Source organism: Clostridium sp. DL-VIII (genome assembly GCF_000230835.1).
In the GTDB taxonomy this organism is placed as follows: domain Bacteria; phylum Bacillota; class Clostridia; order Clostridiales; family Clostridiaceae; genus Clostridium.
On record NZ_CM001240.1, the window covers coordinates 212,835 to 227,723 of the forward strand.

Genomic DNA, 14,889 nt, shown 5'->3' on the forward strand with positions numbered 1-14,889 from the left:
TACCACTATATTCTTATTTGTGAATTGTTATTTTTCATAAATTTTAAAAAAAGAAAAAGCCTTATCTAAAATAAGGCTTTTTACTTACTAGATATTTACTTGATTTTGATTAGTAAATTCTATTTTTCTTTTCCACAGCATTTCTTATATTTCTTTCCACTTCCACATGGGCATAGATCATTTCTTCCAACCTTATCTAGGTTTCTTACAATTTTAGATTCTCTATATTCTTTTTGTATTTCATTTCTTTTTTCTGCTGAGAATATTCCATCCCATTGTGGTAATGTATATAAATATTCTGCTTTAGCGTCTAGCATATTAAAATATAATTTGTCTAAGTTCACATCTAATGTTAATTCTGTATCAGCATCAATAGATTCAAGATCATATTGGCTCTTTAAACTATCATTTATTCCATCCATGAATCCCATAGCGAATTCTACTGTAGAATCATATTCACTTGCTAACTTATTAATAGTAGTCTTTTTAGCATCCTTATGGCTTGCTAATATATCTTTATATATTGATTTTTCTAATTTACTATATTCTGCCCAAAAAGCATTTTCTCCTTTAGTTTTAACATAGTCAACAACCATGTCAGTCCAATCTGTATATAAACTCATTTTAAGTCCTCCCTTAAATCTTCATTTTTATATATAATATTTATAAATTATAACCTGAAATAAATCAAATTTCTATATAACTACTTGGATTGTGTCTATTTGCCATAGTTAATATTATGTCTTCCTTCTGCTTAATTCCATTTTGATTTAATACATTCAAAACAGTTTGATACGCCAAATCAGGATGATTATTGGTATTACTTAAGTGTCCCAATATAATCTTTTTATTAGTGAAACACTTATATAGTTCAACAATAGCACTTCCACAATCATCATTGGACAAATGCCCTATTTCACTAAGAATTCTTCTTTTTAATTGATATGGATATGGTCCAAACTTAAGCATATTAACATCATGGTTACTCTCAAGAAGTATAACCTCTGATTCTTTTATATTATCATAAATTTCCCTTGTAAAAGTCCCAAAATCTGTTGCTATACTTACGCTCTTATTACCGCAGCTCACTGTATATCCCATAGGTGCCGCTGCATCATGTGGGATATTGAATGCTTTAATACTCATATCATTTAACTCTGTAACTGATCTTTTGTCAATTATTTTTATATTGTGTTCTTTTACTTTTCCAATTGAATTTTCCATAGCTGACCAAGTATCTGCATTTGCATATATAGGAATGTCATATTTTCTAGATAATACTCCTATTCCTTTAATATGATCACTATGTTCATGAGTTATAAAAATCCCATTTAATTCTCTTGGATCTTCATTAATCTCTTGCAATGCCATATCTATTTTTTTACCCGGAAGTCCTGCATCAATTAGTATTTTGGCTTTATTTGAAGCAACAAACATACTATTTCCGCTACTGCCGCTATATAAAGAACAAAATACCATTTAGAATCCTCCCCTTATAGAACTTTTATTGCTCATCAACTTCTATTCTTTTAATATCCGCACCTAACGCTCTAAATTTATTTTCTATGTGAGGATATCCCCTATCAATATGTTCTATGCTAGTTATTTCAGTTATACCTTCAGCAACTAAGCCTGCTATAACCATAGCTGCACCAGCTCTTAAATCTGTTGCTTTTACTACCGCTCCAGTTAATCTTTGAGAGCCATCTATAATGGCCACCCTGCCTTCAACTTTTATATTAGCACCCATCTTTTTTAATTCATCTATATGTTTATGTCTGTTTTCCCAAATTGATTCAGTAATTAAACTTCTTCCTGGTACTATACTTAATAGTGTTGACATCGGTTGTTGAATATCAGTTGGAAACCCTGGATATGGAGTCGTTTTAATGTTAACTCCCTTAAGCTCAGAATTTACAGTGACTCTAATACAGTCATCACCTTCTTCAATTACAGCTCCCATTTCTGTAAGCTTAGCTGTTATTGACTCTAAGTGCTTTGGAATGACATTTTTTATATAAACATCTCCACGTGTTGCTACTGCTGCTATCATAAAGGTTCCAGCTTCTATTTGATCTGGTATTACGCTGTATGAGCATCCCTTTAATTTCTCAACGCCTTTAATTCTTATAACATCTGTTCCTGCGCCCTTTATATCTGCGCCCATTGAATTTAAGAAGTTTGCTACATCAACAACATGAGGTTCTTTTGCTACATTTTCTAGTACTGTAACTCCTTCTGCAAGTGTTGCAGCTATCATTACATTTATAGTTGCACCTACTGAAACTACATCAAAAAATATATTCGCACCTACTAATTTCTTAGCTTTAATATTAACTGCTCCATGTTCTATTTTTACATCTGCACCTAAAGCTTCAAAACCTTTTATATGTTGATCTATAGGCCTAACACCTATCGCACATCCACCTGGAAGAACTACCTTAGCCTTCTTAAAACGTGAGAGCAAAGCTCCTATAAAATAATATGAAGCTCTCATTCTTCTAGCATCATCTGTGCATGCATCAACATTATTAACATTAGTACTATCTATCTCTAAAGTATTATTATCTATCTTAACTATATTGCAACCTAAACTTTTTAGTATTCTTTCTAAGCAATGTACATCTTCTATATCTGGTATGTTATCAATTATGCATTTTCCTTCACTTGCCATTATTGCTGCTGGTAATATTGCTACTGCTGCATTTTTAGCTCCGTTTATCTCAACGCTGCCTTTTAGCAAGTTTCCGCCGTTTATAACTAATCTTTCCATTGGAATTCACCCTATCCATTAAAAAATATATATCATCTAATTTTTGTATATAATAGTTTACATTATTAACCTATTTTATAATTAAAATCTACTTAATCATTATATCATAAACTAAATTTATTTAAATACTTTTTTCAGTGTATCACTACTTTTTTAAAAGTATATCATAATTTTTCGTGTATTTTTTATTGACATAACTGGAATTATTGACCTATAAATTTTTATAATATAAAATTTGCTTAAATATTTGTTAAAATACTTGTAATTATCAGTATGAATATTATTCTTATTAATTTTTATTTATTCCTCTATGTATTCTTTTATTTTGCGTATTGTGTTATAATTTATTAAGATTTTTAGTAATACAATAATTGAGATTGTGAGGTTTATCATGAAGTACTATATAGTTGCATTATTTGATGAGGAAACCTATCAAGTAATATCCCCAATACAAAGAAACATGTCAAAGAAGTTTAGGGCAAATAGAAATTCACCTGCACCTTTTGTTTTATTATCAACTATAGAAAATCCAAACTTAGATAAATTATATCCTGTTGTTGATAAAATCATTTCTCCCTATAAGAGTTTTAGAATCGATGCTAGTGATTTAGTATACCTATTTGAGCCTACTAAAAGTATAAACTTAAAAATAGACGATAAGGGTTACATAAAAAGACTTTCTCGTAATCTTTTTGATACTTTAGAGATCAATGGATTCAGTGTAAAATCTTTTGGTGATAATTTTATTTCCCTTGCTAACTTAGGATATGTTCCAAAAGACTATAAAAAACAAGATGTAAAATTAAATTTTCCTGAAATATATGATGCAAATAACCTTATTAAACTAAGAATTAAGAGTGTGGAAATATGGAAGCTACCTACTGTAAAGAAAAACACACCATTAAAATCTTATCTTTTAAAAGATTTCTAACACTATTTTTATTACTTGGTAAATATTTTATTACCTTACTTAAAGTAATTTTTTTACATAGATACATATTATACTTAAATTTTCAAATAACTGTCGTGTAATGATTTTTTAATATAATATATTGATTTTATATTTAGTATATTAGCAATATATTATATTATTTTTATCTTTTGCGACAGTTTTTTATTACTTGCGATTAATTTCAAATAAAACCCAGTTGCATTTTAAAATAATTCCTTAAATTATGAATTTTCTAAAAATATTTTTTTGTATTCGTTTTCCGAACTTTCTTTTATTTTAAAGATTTTGTAAAATAAGATTAATTACAATAAATGTAGGAGGATTGAACATGAATATTCAGCCACTATTTAAAATGCAAAAAAAATATAATGATAGTTTACTTATAAATGAAGAGCTAGATCTACATAAGTTACAAGTTCGTAAAAACTTAGAATTCGCAATAGCTATTGGTGATTTAGCTAATGAAACTAATTGTTTTAATTATTTATTAAATGATACTATTCCTGTCAATATAACTGAAATATTCAATAAGTATATAAATTGTATTTCTCAAGCTTTAACACTAGGAATCGATCACAAGTATACAGATTTGATAGCAGTTTCAATGAATCCTAATGATTATTGCTTAAGTGATCAATTTTTAAATTTATATATTGATATTAATGATTTAATTGCCTCACCATCAATGGATCACTATTTAACTTTATTTGAAGACCTGTTAAGTCTAGGTTTAACATTAGGTTTTTCAGAATCTCAAATTCAATGCCAATTTGTTAAAGATTTAGATAATTTAGTAATTCTTTAATCGGACATATTTAAATTTATTATGTCTTTACATAATAACATTTTTTATTTTATATAATATTTAGCACAGATAAGGGAATACTACTTTTGAGGTGGTATTATGTTTGGAATAATATGTGCAATAATTTCTGGAATTGCTATGAGCGTACAAGGAGTATTTAATACAAGATTAGGTGAAAAAATAGGGGTATGGGAGACTACATTATTAGTTCAAATCATTGCCCTTATTGTTAGTCTTGTAGTTTTTTTCTTTCAAGGCAGTGGCGGTTACTCTCATTTAAAAGAAGCTAATAAACTTTATTTTTTAGGCGGTGTTTTAGGTGTTGTAATAACTTTTACTGTAATGAAAAGTGTTAGTTCAATGGGGCCTACTCTAGGTATCGGTATTATATTAATATCTCAATTACTTGCTGCAGCAATTATTGATGCTTTTGGTCTATTTGGAAGCGAAAAGATTAGATTTCTCCCAAATCATTTTTTAGGTATTGCCATTATGATTGCCGGTATTGTAATATTTAAATGGAATCACTGAGAAAGGAAGGATAAATCTTGAATCTTTTTTCTAATATTAATTTTTTATTCCATTTAACAGCAAATAACATAAAAGAGTATTTCAAAAAAAGTGCTGAGATAAAATCTGATGAGATTTTAGAAAACTCGGTTAACTGGTTTGGTCATGCTACGACAGTTATTAATATATCTGACAAAATCATCATAACCGATCCTGTATTTTCCAGTTCATTAGGCTATTTTAAAAGAGTAGCAAAAAGACCATCATACATAAACAATTTAAGAGTTGATTATATACTGTTATCCCATGGACATATGGATCATTTGAATTTTTCATCACTTAGAAAATTAAATAAGGATGCAATTATTATTGTTCCAAAAGGATATGTTCGTCTTGCTAAATTATTAGGCTTCACAAAAGTATTTTTATTACATCCTGGAGATGTATATGAAGATGATTTTATAAAAATCACTGCCTACGAAGCTAATCATGATGGAAGACGCTTTTATTTTGGACACGATAATGAAAGTATTTCTTATTTAATTGAAAGAGAAAATAAGCGTGTATTTTTTGCAGGTGATACAGCTCTTACAAATAATTTCAAAGGTATTATCTGTGATGTAGCATTAATGCCTGTAGGATGTTATAAACCTGATAGATTTTCGTACATGCATTGTACTCCAGAACAGAGCTATGAAATGTTTAAAATGATGATCTGCCCGATAATGATACCTATTCATTATAAAACTTTTAGAATTTCACTTGAAGACTTTACTGAAACTAGAACATCACTTTTAAACTTAAATGATGAGTCTATTAAAATTATAGATATAGGAGAAACTTATAGTTTTTAATCATATAAATTGAATTTATATCAGCTTAATATCGTTAATATTAGGACAAGCTTATATAAATTCAATTTACTCTGATTCATATTTCTTAAAAGCTATATTAAATTTTTTAACCCCAAAAGTAAATTCGATTCCACATCTATTTTTAACTCTCCTTTTTATCACTTCTATTTTTATTAAATTTATATTAACAAAATATCTATTTTTCATATAATATATTGAAGTAATAATATTTTGGAGAGCTATATGTTTTCATTTACTAACAAAATAGATGATAATTTGAAGTATTATATATCCAAAAATGCCTACAAAAATTATCGGATACTTATTCAGTATAAAGACTTTCAGTCTTCAATTTCAAAAAAAATAGTTTCACATAAAGGCACCGTACATCATGTTATAGAAGCCGCTAACCTTATAAGTGCTGAACTTAGTTCTAAGGCTATAGATAGACTTTCAGAATATCCTGAAATCAAAAAAATCTACTTAGATGAATACTTATTTTTATGTGGCATGAGTGTTACTACTGCTAATAAAGTTCATTTTTCTGATAAGAGCACTTTATCAGGAGCAGGAATTGGTATAGGTCTAGTAGATAGTGGTATATTTCCTCATCAAGACTTAGTTTCTCCTAGCAGTAAAATAGAATTATTTGAAGATTTAATTAATAATTTTCGATATCCTTATGATGACAATGGTCACGGCACATCAATTGCTGGAATTTTATGTGGCAGTGGTTTGTCTTCAAATAACATGTATAAAGGAATATGCCACAAGAGTAAATTGTTTTGCTATAAAGCATTTGATAAGCTTGGAAAAGGATTTGCTTCTGATATACTATACTCTATAGAAAGCTTATCTAATATATCCAAGGACAATAATATAAAAATATTATGCTTACCTTTTGAACTTTTAACACATAATGCATTTATTATTTCTTGCTTTGATATAATCTTTAACTATGCCATATCCAAAGGATTACTTCCAATAGTACCAAGTGGAAGTAATTTAAATAATAAATCATTAATTATGGGAATTTCAACACTTTCAAGCTGCATTACTGTTGGAGGATTAAACACAACTACTTCTGTAATAAAACCGTATAACTATTCTTCTACAGGACCTTATGGTAAGTTATTAAAACCTGATTTATCTGCTGCTTGTGTGAATGTAGTTTCTTTAAATTCTGATAACAACTATATTTCAGAGAAAGATGGTGTTAAGATCTACCCAAGCAAGTTAGAGGTTCCATATAAAACTTTTACTGGTTCCTCTATTGCCACAGCTTATATTAGCGGCTTATGTGCTCTTCAATGCGAAAAGAATCCTTCTATAACTTTTAAGGATATGGTTGCTTTACTAAAAGTTGCATGCGATCCTATTGAAGATATATCTAATGCTGCTCAGGGTGAAGGCTCAGTAAATATAAACAAACTTATGAATTAACTTTCTAAGTCTAAATATTAAATAATATATTTATTTCGCATAATACTAACGTATTTATTTCATATAATACTAATTTATAAAGAACATATTATTACTAGAATGCAAAGAGCATGTACTTATATTGAAATTCTACGTATGACATGCTCTTTATTTATGTAAATAGCCAAAATCATTATTTTAACTACTGTTAATTAATATTTCACTTCATTATACTCATAATATGCTATAATTATTTACACACATTAATTTGTTGCTTTTTTGCAATTTAAAAGGAAAAATACTTAGAAAGGTAGGTAGTAAACAGAATGAGCACATTTATGTTAAAAAATAATTTTCTTAACTTCACTCCTGTTAGCAATGTATTCATAGAAAGATATATGCCACAAGCTAGAGGTGAATTTGTAAAAACTTATTTGTTGATGCTAAAGCATAATATTTCTGGCGAGTTAGGCGTTAGCTCATCAATACTAGCTTCCTCACTTAATTTATTGGAATCAGACATTATGAATGCACTGAATTATTGGAACGATCAAGGAGTTATAAAACTTACTCAAATAGATAAAATGGGAAACTTTAATGTAGAATTCATGGAGCTGGCTGAAGAAACAGTTAAAACTAATAATCAAGTCGATTTGTTAGAAGCTCTTGATAGCTCTAATACTAAGGATATGTTAAAAGATATAGAAATGCTTCTAGCTAGACCATTATCTCCAAATGAAATGTCTACTTACTTAAATTGGCAAAAAGAATTTGGCTTCTCTTCTGAATTAATTTTAATTTTAATGGAATACTGTATATCAAAAGGAAAAAGCGATTCACGTTATATAGAAAAAGTCGCCTTATCTTGGCATGATCAAAAAATAACAACCATTGAACAAGCTCAAAACTTAATAAAAAAGGCAGAAGATAAGTGGCTCAACATAAGAAAAATATTAAATTATCTTGGTATAAATAATACTGATATAATGAAACCCCAACAAGATTTAATAGAAAAATGGCTTCTTATATATAAATTTTCAAATGAAATTGTTTTTAAAGCCTGTGATGTATGTTTCGAGAGATTAAATAGAGCAGATTTTAAATATATTGATGGTATATTAACTAACTGGAATAAAAACAATATTAGAACTCTAGAAGACATAGCCCTTAAAGATAATAAGAATACTAAAAACTCTAAATATCCAAAAAATTACGGCTCTAATAATAATGATAAATCCTCTCTTAAATTCAATAATTTTGAAGCAAGAGAATATGATTATGATTCATTAGAAAAAAAACTTTTAGGATGGGATAATGATGATTAAAGGCTATCAAACTGAAATTTTAAAAATATATGAAAAACTTAGAGAAGATGAAGCTAAAGCTTTAAAAATTAGAAAAGAAGAAATATCCGAAAAATACCCTGAAATTATTGAATTAGATAATAAAATTCAAAAGCTATCCTTACAAATGGCAGTTTCCATTTTAAAATCTACTGATGGTGAAAAAGCAGTAGACGATTATAAGGAAAGTATAACTGACCTAAGAATAAAAAAATGTGAAATGCTGGTTGAAAGAGGATATGATCCTGAATACTTAAATTTACATTATCACTGTAATAAGTGTAAAGATACAGGCTTTATAGGTAATGTTAAGTGTAGCTGTTACAAACAAAAATTAATTAAATTATATTATAAAAATTCTGAGTTAGAGAGCACAATATCATATAACAATTTTGATAATTTTGATTTAAACTTATTTTCAAGTCATAAACTTGGGGAAGAGAAATTTTCTCCAAGAAAAAACATGGAAAATAATCTGGACTATATATTAAAAGATTATCTTCCGAACTTCTCAAAAACATCAACAAATCTATTATTTTATGGTAATCCTGGCAGCGGAAAAACTTACTTATCTTACTGCATAGCTAAGGCTGTGCTAGATATGGGTTATTTAGTAATATATAAGACCTCTGATGAATTAATTAAGAATTTGAGAGACATTAGATTTAATAACGATTCCTCTTTAGAATCATTAATCTTAGAATGTGATTTGCTAATAATTGATGATCTAGGTGCTGAATATCTTAATGAATTCTCAGTAACAGAGCTCTTTACTGTAATTAATAAAAGAATTCTTACTAAAAAGAAAATGCTCATATCAACCAATTTAACACTACCAGGTATAACAAAGCAATATAGCGAAAGAATTGCCTCTAGATTAATTGGTGAGTTTAGGCTTTGCAAATTTTATTCAGAAGATATAAGAATTAAAAAGAATTTACAGAAAAGCAGATAAAAAATGAAGCTATAAGTATATATTGATAAATATACTATAGCTTCATTTTTATACTTAATTATAATTATTATATGTAAACTTACACATTTGAAATTATATTAATTATATTCCAATAGTCACATAGTGTAATAGAAATTACAATGTTCATAAAAATAAAATATTTACTTTCTTCTTTATTAAATAAAAAAACAAGCTTTAATTTTACACTAAAGCTTGTTTATACTTGGCGACTCAGAAGGGGCTCGAACCCTCGACCTCCGGCGTGACAGGCCGGCACTCTAACCAACTGAGCTACTGAGCCATCTTATGGTGGGCACAACAGGGTTCGAACCTGTGACCCCCTGCTTGTAAGGCAGGTGCTCTCCCAGCTGAGCTATGCGCCCATAAGATAGATAAAATGGTGACTCCTAGGGGAATCGAACCCCTGTTACCACCGTGAAAGGGTGGTGTCTTAACCGCTTGACCAAGGAGCCATATTAAGTTTTTTATATGTTTATTTAAAATGGAGCTGGCAATAGGAATCGAACCTACAACCTGCTGATTACAAGTCAGCTGCTCTACCGTTGAGCCATGCCAGCATATTTTAAATGGCGACTCAGAAGGGGCTCGAACCCTCGACCTCCGGCGTGACAGGCCGGCACTCTAACCAACTGAGCTACTGAGCCATCTTATGGTGGGCACAACAGGGCTCGAACCTGTGACCCCCTGCTTGTAAGGCAGGTGCTCTCCCAGCTGAGCTATGCGCCCATAAGATAGATATAAATGGTGACTCCTAGGGGAATCGAACCCCTGTTACCACCGTGAAAGGGTGGTGTCTTAACCGCTTGACCAAGGAGCCATGCTATTGTCTTCACTCTTGAATGTCAAAACTTAATGTCCTTTAGTTATTCAAGCTGCTGACCACATAGACTATAATACCTAAATTTAGATTGCGTGTCAACACATTTTTTCATTTTTTTTATTTTTATCTGATTTAATTATTTTTTCAATCCAATCTTTAACACATAAGTACTATTTTAACTATCCCCTTAAGCGCTGGTAAATCTAATAATCTGCCGAAATAATGCACTTTTCACACTAATTCTTTTAACCCGGTTATTACTGTGATAAAATTTATGTATTATATAAATAAGGAGTGATTAAAAATGATTTATCACGATTTAATAATTGCTGGTGGTGGTGCATCAGGTCTAATGGCTGCAATTATAGCTAAAGAATTTGGCGCAGATGTAGCTGTTGTAGAAGGCACCGATAGAATCGGAAAGAAAATTCTTGTAACCGGCAATGGAAGATGTAACATTTCAAATAAAAATATTTCGTATCCATATAAATGTTTTCATAGTGAAAATAATGACTTCTTCCAAGAAGCTTTAAATAAATTTACTGTTAAAGATACTGAAAGCATATTTTTATCTCTTGGTTTGCCCTTGGTAGAACTAGAGAATGGCAAAATGTATCCAAAATCTCTTCAAGCTTCTTCTGTAATAGATATACTCAGAATGGCCTTAGATGATAGACAAATTCCTTTATACACAAATTGTAAAGTAATTTCTGTAAGTAAGAAGAAGAACTTTGTTTTAACCACAAGCAGCGATGAGTATACTAATCTTTCTTGCAATAAGCTTATTTTGAGCTGTGGCGGAAAATCTGCTGTTAAAACTGGTTCTGATGGTTCAGGATATAGATTAGGTAAATCGCTAGGACATAGCATTACAGAAACACTTCCTGGAATTGTCCAATTGAAATTAGATTATCCTTATTTAAAAGCTTTATCAGGAATTAAATTCGATGGATCTGCTTCCATATTAATAGATGATCAGATTATTCGTACTGAAATTGGAGAGATCTTATTTACAGACTATGGGATTTCTGGTCCACCGATATTACAATTATCTTCTTATGCTTCTAAAGCACTTTCTAAAAATTCAAAAGTAATAATCAGGGTAGATATGTTTCCGCATGAAAGCAAAGAAGATGTTGAAAATTTCTTTTCTACACATTTTTCCACCTTTGACTACAGAGAAATATCCTCAGCTTTAATTGGAGTTATACATAAAAAATTAATTCCTACAATCTTAAAGGATGTCGGAATAAAGGATATTCATGAGCCTTGCTCCAATATCGGCTGGAAGCATATTAACAGGCTGGTTGATACGTTTAAAAAGTGGGACTTCAATTGTATTGGCACAAATGGCTTTTCTAACGCCCAAGTTACTACAGGTGGTATAAATACAAGCGAAGTTAATAACTTAACCTTAGAATCTAAACTAGTTAAAAATTTATACCTCTGTGGAGAAATCTTAGATGTTCACGGAGATTGTGGCGGATTTAATCTTCAATGGGCTTGGAGTTCTGGTTACTTAGCTGGAAAATCAGCGTCTCAAAATCTCTAAGTAATTCTTATAAATAATAAAAAAAGTTGTAATAAAACACTATTAATATTCTAGGTTTTATCACAACTTTTTTTATTTTAATTATCCTGTAACTTTTCCCACTCAGCCTCTAATACTGTAACTTCAGTACCATCTAAATTTCTTATTGTATGATACGATTTTAGATTGTCATTATCAATCTCTTTTACAGTTGCAGATGACAATATACTTTCCCCATATACAGTCTCTTTTTCGAATATTATTTTAATTCTTCTTATGCTATAACTATTAATTATTTCAAGTGGAACAGCTTCAATTGCCCATTCAACATACTTAACATTATTAACATGATTATTGGAGTCAATATCACTATATCTAATATTAAATTGCTTAGTGTATTGTCCATTATCTAATTTCTCAATTCTATCCATACTTATATCATAGTCTACATCTCCATCTATTCCGTACATATCATATTGTTCTTCTTGTATTCGTGTAGGTCTTCTTTTATTAATATCAATTAAAAAAAATAATGCAGATGCCTCTCCAATAATATTGTTTTTCTCATCCGCGATAGTATATTTTCTTAATCCATAAAACTTCTTAAAACCTATTGGCTGAGTATTAATAGTTATTGTTTCACCAAAATTTGGGTACCTATACATTTTTATATCGTCCTTATAAAATACCCAAGCGCAATTATTTTTTTCACAAAACTCGATTCCACCGCCAAGAGATTCTGATTGCTGGGTTCCTACATCGCAAATAAAATCAATTACTGATGATAACTTACATTTCAGTTTAGCATCTACTTCATAATAATGTATCTCATATTTCTTTGTAAAATCTTTACTCATACTTGCTTATTGCACGCTTAAAATATTTATTAATTTTCAATATTTTGCCAACATATATAAGGCTTAATTGTTACAGTATACTGGCTTGATAAACATCATTTTCAGGCTTGCAATAATTTCTTTCCCCCTTTACTATTATGTTATATTTCTCATATATAAAATTCTCTATTATATACTAATATTAACACAATAAACTAAAATAAAAAGAGGACTTCCCAAAAAGAAAATCCTCTTAACTAAACAAAATATTATTATCTATTTAACGCTTCTAATAAATCATCTAGATTTAATCCATGTACTACTGCAGCTTCTGCTAAAGTTTCAGCTTGAGCAGATGGACATCCAACACATCCCATTCCAAAACTCATTAATACTTGTGCCTTAGATGCATCAGTATTAACTACTTCACCTATTGTCATATCCTTAGTTATCATACTTTCACCCTCTTTAAATATAACTTTATGTATTTATTGTTTACAATAGAATTATATTTTATACCAAGCTGAAAGTCAATACCCGAGCATAATACTAGACTATAAACTATCTATTCTCATTGTTTGATCTCTCTTAGGACCAACTCCAACTATTGAAATTCTAGTGCCTGTAAATTCTGATATTCTTGCTAAATACTTCTTAACATTTTCAGGCAACTCATCATAACTTCTAACATCAGCTACACTGTCATCCCAACCATCAAACTCTTCATAGATTGGTTCGCATTCAGCTAAATCTTCTAAGCTTGCCGGGAAGTAATCTATAACTGTATTATTAAATTTATATCCAACACATACCTTGATTTTTTCTAAACCAGCTAAAGTATCAATTTTAGTAACAGCTAATGAGGTTAAACCACTAACTCTGACTGCAGTTTTAATTATAACTAAGTCTAGCCATCCACATCTTCTTGATCTTCCTGTGTTTACACCATATTCGTGGCCTTTTTCTCTAATCCAATCTCCAGTTTCATTAAGCAATTCTGTTGGGAATGGTCCTTTACCAACTCTTGTAGTATACGCTTTTGTTATACCAACTGCATTGGTAATCATATTAGGCCCTATACCTGTACCGCTAGAAACTCCTCCTGCTGTTGTATTAGATGATGTTACATATGGATATGTACCATAATCAATATCTAATAACATTCCTTGGGCACCTTCAAATAAAACAGTCTTATCTGCTTTAATTGCATCATATACCTTAACAGATGTATCTTGAACAAACGGTCTTAATTTCTTAGCTAAAGTTAGATATTCATTTAATATTTCATCAAAATTTAATGCTTCTCCACCTAATACCTTAGTAATATAAGCATTTTTCATTTCAATATTTTCTTTTAATTTTTCTGCAAAAACATCTTCATGCATTAAATCGCATACTCTGATTCCACATCTTTCAAATTTATCTGTATAACAAGGTCCAATTCCTCTGCCTGTAGTACCTATATCATTTTTTCCTCTAGCTTTTTCTTTTAACTTATCTAATACCTTATGATATGGCATTATAAGCTGTGCTCTATCACTTACTATTAATTTCTCTGGTGAAATTTTAACTCCAATACCTTCTAAGTAATCTATTTCTTCGAATAAAGCCTTTGGATCTACAACTACTCCGTTACCTATAACGTTTAATTTGTCTTCATATAAAATCCCAGATGGTATTAAGCGCAATTTGTATTCTTTGTCGCCAACCACTACTGTGTGACCAGCATTATTTCCACCTTGAAATCTAACAACTACATTAGCTTCTTCTGCTAAGTAATCTGTCATCTTTCCTTTCCCTTCATCTCCCCATTGAGCTCCTAAAACAATAAATGCTGACATTTATATTGCCTCCCTTAATTATATAAAGTTTGCCTGTTAAATTTAATTTCTATATATCAATTTGGAGTTTCATTAAATATTTTAATCTCTCCTTTTAAATAGTAGCAAAGTAGCTTTCTATGGTCAACTATATATCGAATAATTTTTTGCTTTTTTTATAAATAATTCGGATTATTAGCTTATATTACAATACTTTTATTCATATTTTACTATTATTAATTATAAT

14 protein-coding genes and 7 tRNA genes are annotated in these 14,889 nt (G+C 29.7%); 8 read left to right on the forward strand and 13 right to left on the reverse strand.

Annotation, left to right across the window (positions count from 1 at the left end; translation table 11 throughout):
• Positions 1-119: 119 nt before the first annotated feature.
• The 3 genes from CDLVIII_RS00945 to CDLVIII_RS00955 all read right to left on the reverse strand — a co-directional run bounded on the left by CDLVIII_RS00945 (position 120) and on the right by CDLVIII_RS00955 (position 2,773).
• Positions 120-623, reverse strand: a complete 504-nt coding sequence (locus CDLVIII_RS00945; protein ID WP_009167611.1) for an SEC-C metal-binding domain-containing protein — start codon at positions 621-623, stop codon at positions 120-122.
• Between the two features lie 64 nt (positions 624-687).
• The gene (locus CDLVIII_RS00950; RefSeq protein WP_009167612.1) at positions 688-1,479 is read right to left on the reverse strand and encodes an MBL fold metallo-hydrolase; all 792 of its coding nucleotides are present in this window, start codon (positions 1,477-1,479) and stop codon (positions 688-690) included.
• A 25-nt stretch (positions 1,480-1,504) separates the two neighbouring features.
• Entirely contained in the window at positions 1,505-2,773 is a 1,269-nt protein-coding gene (locus CDLVIII_RS00955; protein ID WP_009167613.1) for a UDP-N-acetylglucosamine 1-carboxyvinyltransferase, read from the reverse strand.
• A 391-nt stretch (positions 2,774-3,164) separates the two neighbouring features.
• On the opposite strand from CDLVIII_RS00955, the gene CDLVIII_RS00960 reads away from it, so the two are divergent.
• From CDLVIII_RS00960 to CDLVIII_RS00990, 7 genes are all read left to right on the forward strand, one after another.
• Entirely contained in the window at positions 3,165-3,704 is a 540-nt protein-coding gene (locus CDLVIII_RS00960; RefSeq protein ID WP_009167614.1) for a hypothetical protein, read from the forward strand.
• A 349-nt stretch (positions 3,705-4,053) separates the two neighbouring features.
• Positions 4,054-4,530 (forward strand): dUTP diphosphatase, encoded by a 477-nt coding sequence (locus CDLVIII_RS00965; protein WP_009167615.1) that lies wholly within the window; start codon positions 4,054-4,056, stop codon positions 4,528-4,530.
• 99 nt (positions 4,531-4,629) lie between these two features.
• Entirely contained in the window at positions 4,630-5,061 is a 432-nt protein-coding gene (locus CDLVIII_RS00970) for a DMT family transporter (RefSeq protein WP_009167616.1), read from the forward strand.
• 17 nt (positions 5,062-5,078) lie between these two features.
• Positions 5,079-5,894 (forward strand): MBL fold metallo-hydrolase, encoded by an 816-nt coding sequence (locus CDLVIII_RS00975; protein WP_009167617.1) that lies wholly within the window; start codon positions 5,079-5,081, stop codon positions 5,892-5,894.
• Positions 5,895-6,137: 243 nt separating this feature from the next.
• Positions 6,138-7,337: a S8 family serine peptidase gene (locus CDLVIII_RS00980; protein WP_009167618.1), complete on the forward strand. Its 1,200-nt coding sequence runs from the start codon at positions 6,138-6,140 to the stop codon at positions 7,335-7,337.
• Between the two features lie 305 nt (positions 7,338-7,642).
• Complete coding sequence (locus CDLVIII_RS00985; protein ID WP_035301617.1) at positions 7,643-8,641, forward strand: DnaD domain protein; 999 nt, start codon at positions 7,643-7,645, stop codon at positions 8,639-8,641.
• Entirely contained in the window at positions 8,634-9,614 is a 981-nt protein-coding gene (locus tag CDLVIII_RS00990; protein ID WP_035301619.1) for an ATP-binding protein, read from the forward strand. Before CDLVIII_RS00985 ends, CDLVIII_RS00990 begins: the two co-directional genes overlap by 8 nt.
• 224 nt (positions 9,615-9,838) lie before the next feature.
• Here CDLVIII_RS00990 and CDLVIII_RS00995 read toward each other — a convergent pair.
• The 7 genes from CDLVIII_RS00995 to CDLVIII_RS01025 all read right to left on the reverse strand — a co-directional run bounded on the left by CDLVIII_RS00995 (position 9,839) and on the right by CDLVIII_RS01025 (position 10,452).
• Positions 9,839-9,915: transfer RNA gene (locus CDLVIII_RS00995), tRNA-Asp, on the reverse strand.
• A gap of 6 nt (positions 9,916-9,921) precedes the next feature.
• Positions 9,922-9,997, reverse strand: a tRNA-Val gene (locus CDLVIII_RS01000).
• Between the two features lie 15 nt (positions 9,998-10,012).
• Positions 10,013-10,087, reverse strand: a tRNA-Glu gene (locus tag CDLVIII_RS01005).
• A gap of 30 nt (positions 10,088-10,117) precedes the next feature.
• Positions 10,118-10,192 (reverse strand) — tRNA-Thr (locus CDLVIII_RS01010).
• 10 nt (positions 10,193-10,202) lie between these two features.
• A tRNA-Asp gene (locus tag CDLVIII_RS01015) sits at positions 10,203-10,279 on the reverse strand.
• 6 nt (positions 10,280-10,285) lie between these two features.
• Positions 10,286-10,361 (reverse strand) — tRNA-Val (locus tag CDLVIII_RS01020).
• 16 nt (positions 10,362-10,377) lie between these two features.
• Positions 10,378-10,452: transfer RNA gene (locus CDLVIII_RS01025), tRNA-Glu, on the reverse strand.
• Between the two features lie 307 nt (positions 10,453-10,759).
• Between CDLVIII_RS01025 and CDLVIII_RS01030 the strand changes: the two genes are divergently transcribed.
• On the forward strand, positions 10,760-12,007 hold the full coding sequence (locus CDLVIII_RS01030; protein ID WP_009167621.1) for an NAD(P)/FAD-dependent oxidoreductase: 1,248 nt from the start codon (positions 10,760-10,762) through the stop codon (positions 12,005-12,007).
• Between the two features lie 77 nt (positions 12,008-12,084).
• On the opposite strand, the gene CDLVIII_RS01035 is transcribed toward CDLVIII_RS01030, so the two are convergent.
• From CDLVIII_RS01035 to CDLVIII_RS01045, 3 genes are all read right to left on the reverse strand, one after another.
• The gene (locus CDLVIII_RS01035) at positions 12,085-12,843 is read right to left on the reverse strand and encodes an acyl-ACP thioesterase domain-containing protein (protein ID WP_009167622.1); all 759 of its coding nucleotides are present in this window, start codon (positions 12,841-12,843) and stop codon (positions 12,085-12,087) included.
• Positions 12,844-13,094: 251 nt separating this feature from the next.
• Positions 13,095-13,277 carry a DUF1858 domain-containing protein gene (locus CDLVIII_RS01040; protein WP_009167623.1) on the reverse strand — a complete coding sequence of 61 codons (183 nt, stop codon included), beginning with the start codon at positions 13,275-13,277 and terminating at the stop codon, positions 13,095-13,097.
• Between the two features lie 99 nt (positions 13,278-13,376).
• Positions 13,377-14,663, reverse strand: coding sequence for an adenylosuccinate synthase (locus CDLVIII_RS01045; RefSeq protein ID WP_009167624.1), 1,287 nt, complete (start codon positions 14,661-14,663; stop codon positions 13,377-13,379).
• Positions 14,664-14,889 lie beyond the last annotated feature (226 nt).

Excerpts from the sequence above, each read along its gene's own strand:
- CDLVIII_RS00945 (WP_009167611.1), bottom strand. The coding sequence starts at position 623 with ATGAGTTTATATACAGATTGGACTGACATGGTTGTTGACTATGTTAAA.
- CDLVIII_RS00950 (WP_009167612.1), bottom strand. The coding sequence starts at position 1,479 with ATGGTATTTTGTTCTTTATATAGCGGCAGTAGCGGAAATAGTATGTTT.
- CDLVIII_RS00955 (WP_009167613.1), bottom strand. The coding sequence starts at position 2,773 with ATGGAAAGATTAGTTATAAACGGCGGAAACTTGCTAAAAGGCAGCGTT.
- CDLVIII_RS00960 (WP_009167614.1), top strand. The coding sequence starts at position 3,165 with ATGAAGTACTATATAGTTGCATTATTTGATGAGGAAACCTATCAAGTA.
- CDLVIII_RS00965 (WP_009167615.1), top strand. The coding sequence starts at position 4,054 with ATGAATATTCAGCCACTATTTAAAATGCAAAAAAAATATAATGATAGT.
- CDLVIII_RS00970 (WP_009167616.1), top strand. The coding sequence starts at position 4,630 with ATGTTTGGAATAATATGTGCAATAATTTCTGGAATTGCTATGAGCGTA.
- CDLVIII_RS00980 (WP_009167618.1), top strand. The coding sequence starts at position 6,138 with ATGTTTTCATTTACTAACAAAATAGATGATAATTTGAAGTATTATATA.
- CDLVIII_RS00985 (WP_035301617.1), top strand. The coding sequence starts at position 7,643 with ATGAGCACATTTATGTTAAAAAATAATTTTCTTAACTTCACTCCTGTT.
- CDLVIII_RS00990 (WP_035301619.1), top strand. The coding sequence starts at position 8,634 with ATGATTAAAGGCTATCAAACTGAAATTTTAAAAATATATGAAAAACTT.
- CDLVIII_RS01030 (WP_009167621.1), top strand. The coding sequence starts at position 10,760 with ATGATTTATCACGATTTAATAATTGCTGGTGGTGGTGCATCAGGTCTA.
- CDLVIII_RS01035 (WP_009167622.1), bottom strand. The coding sequence starts at position 12,843 with ATGAGTAAAGATTTTACAAAGAAATATGAGATACATTATTATGAAGTA.
- CDLVIII_RS01040 (WP_009167623.1), bottom strand. The coding sequence starts at position 13,277 with ATGATAACTAAGGATATGACAATAGGTGAAGTAGTTAATACTGATGCA.
- CDLVIII_RS01045 (WP_009167624.1), bottom strand. The coding sequence starts at position 14,663 with ATGTCAGCATTTATTGTTTTAGGAGCTCAATGGGGAGATGAAGGGAAA.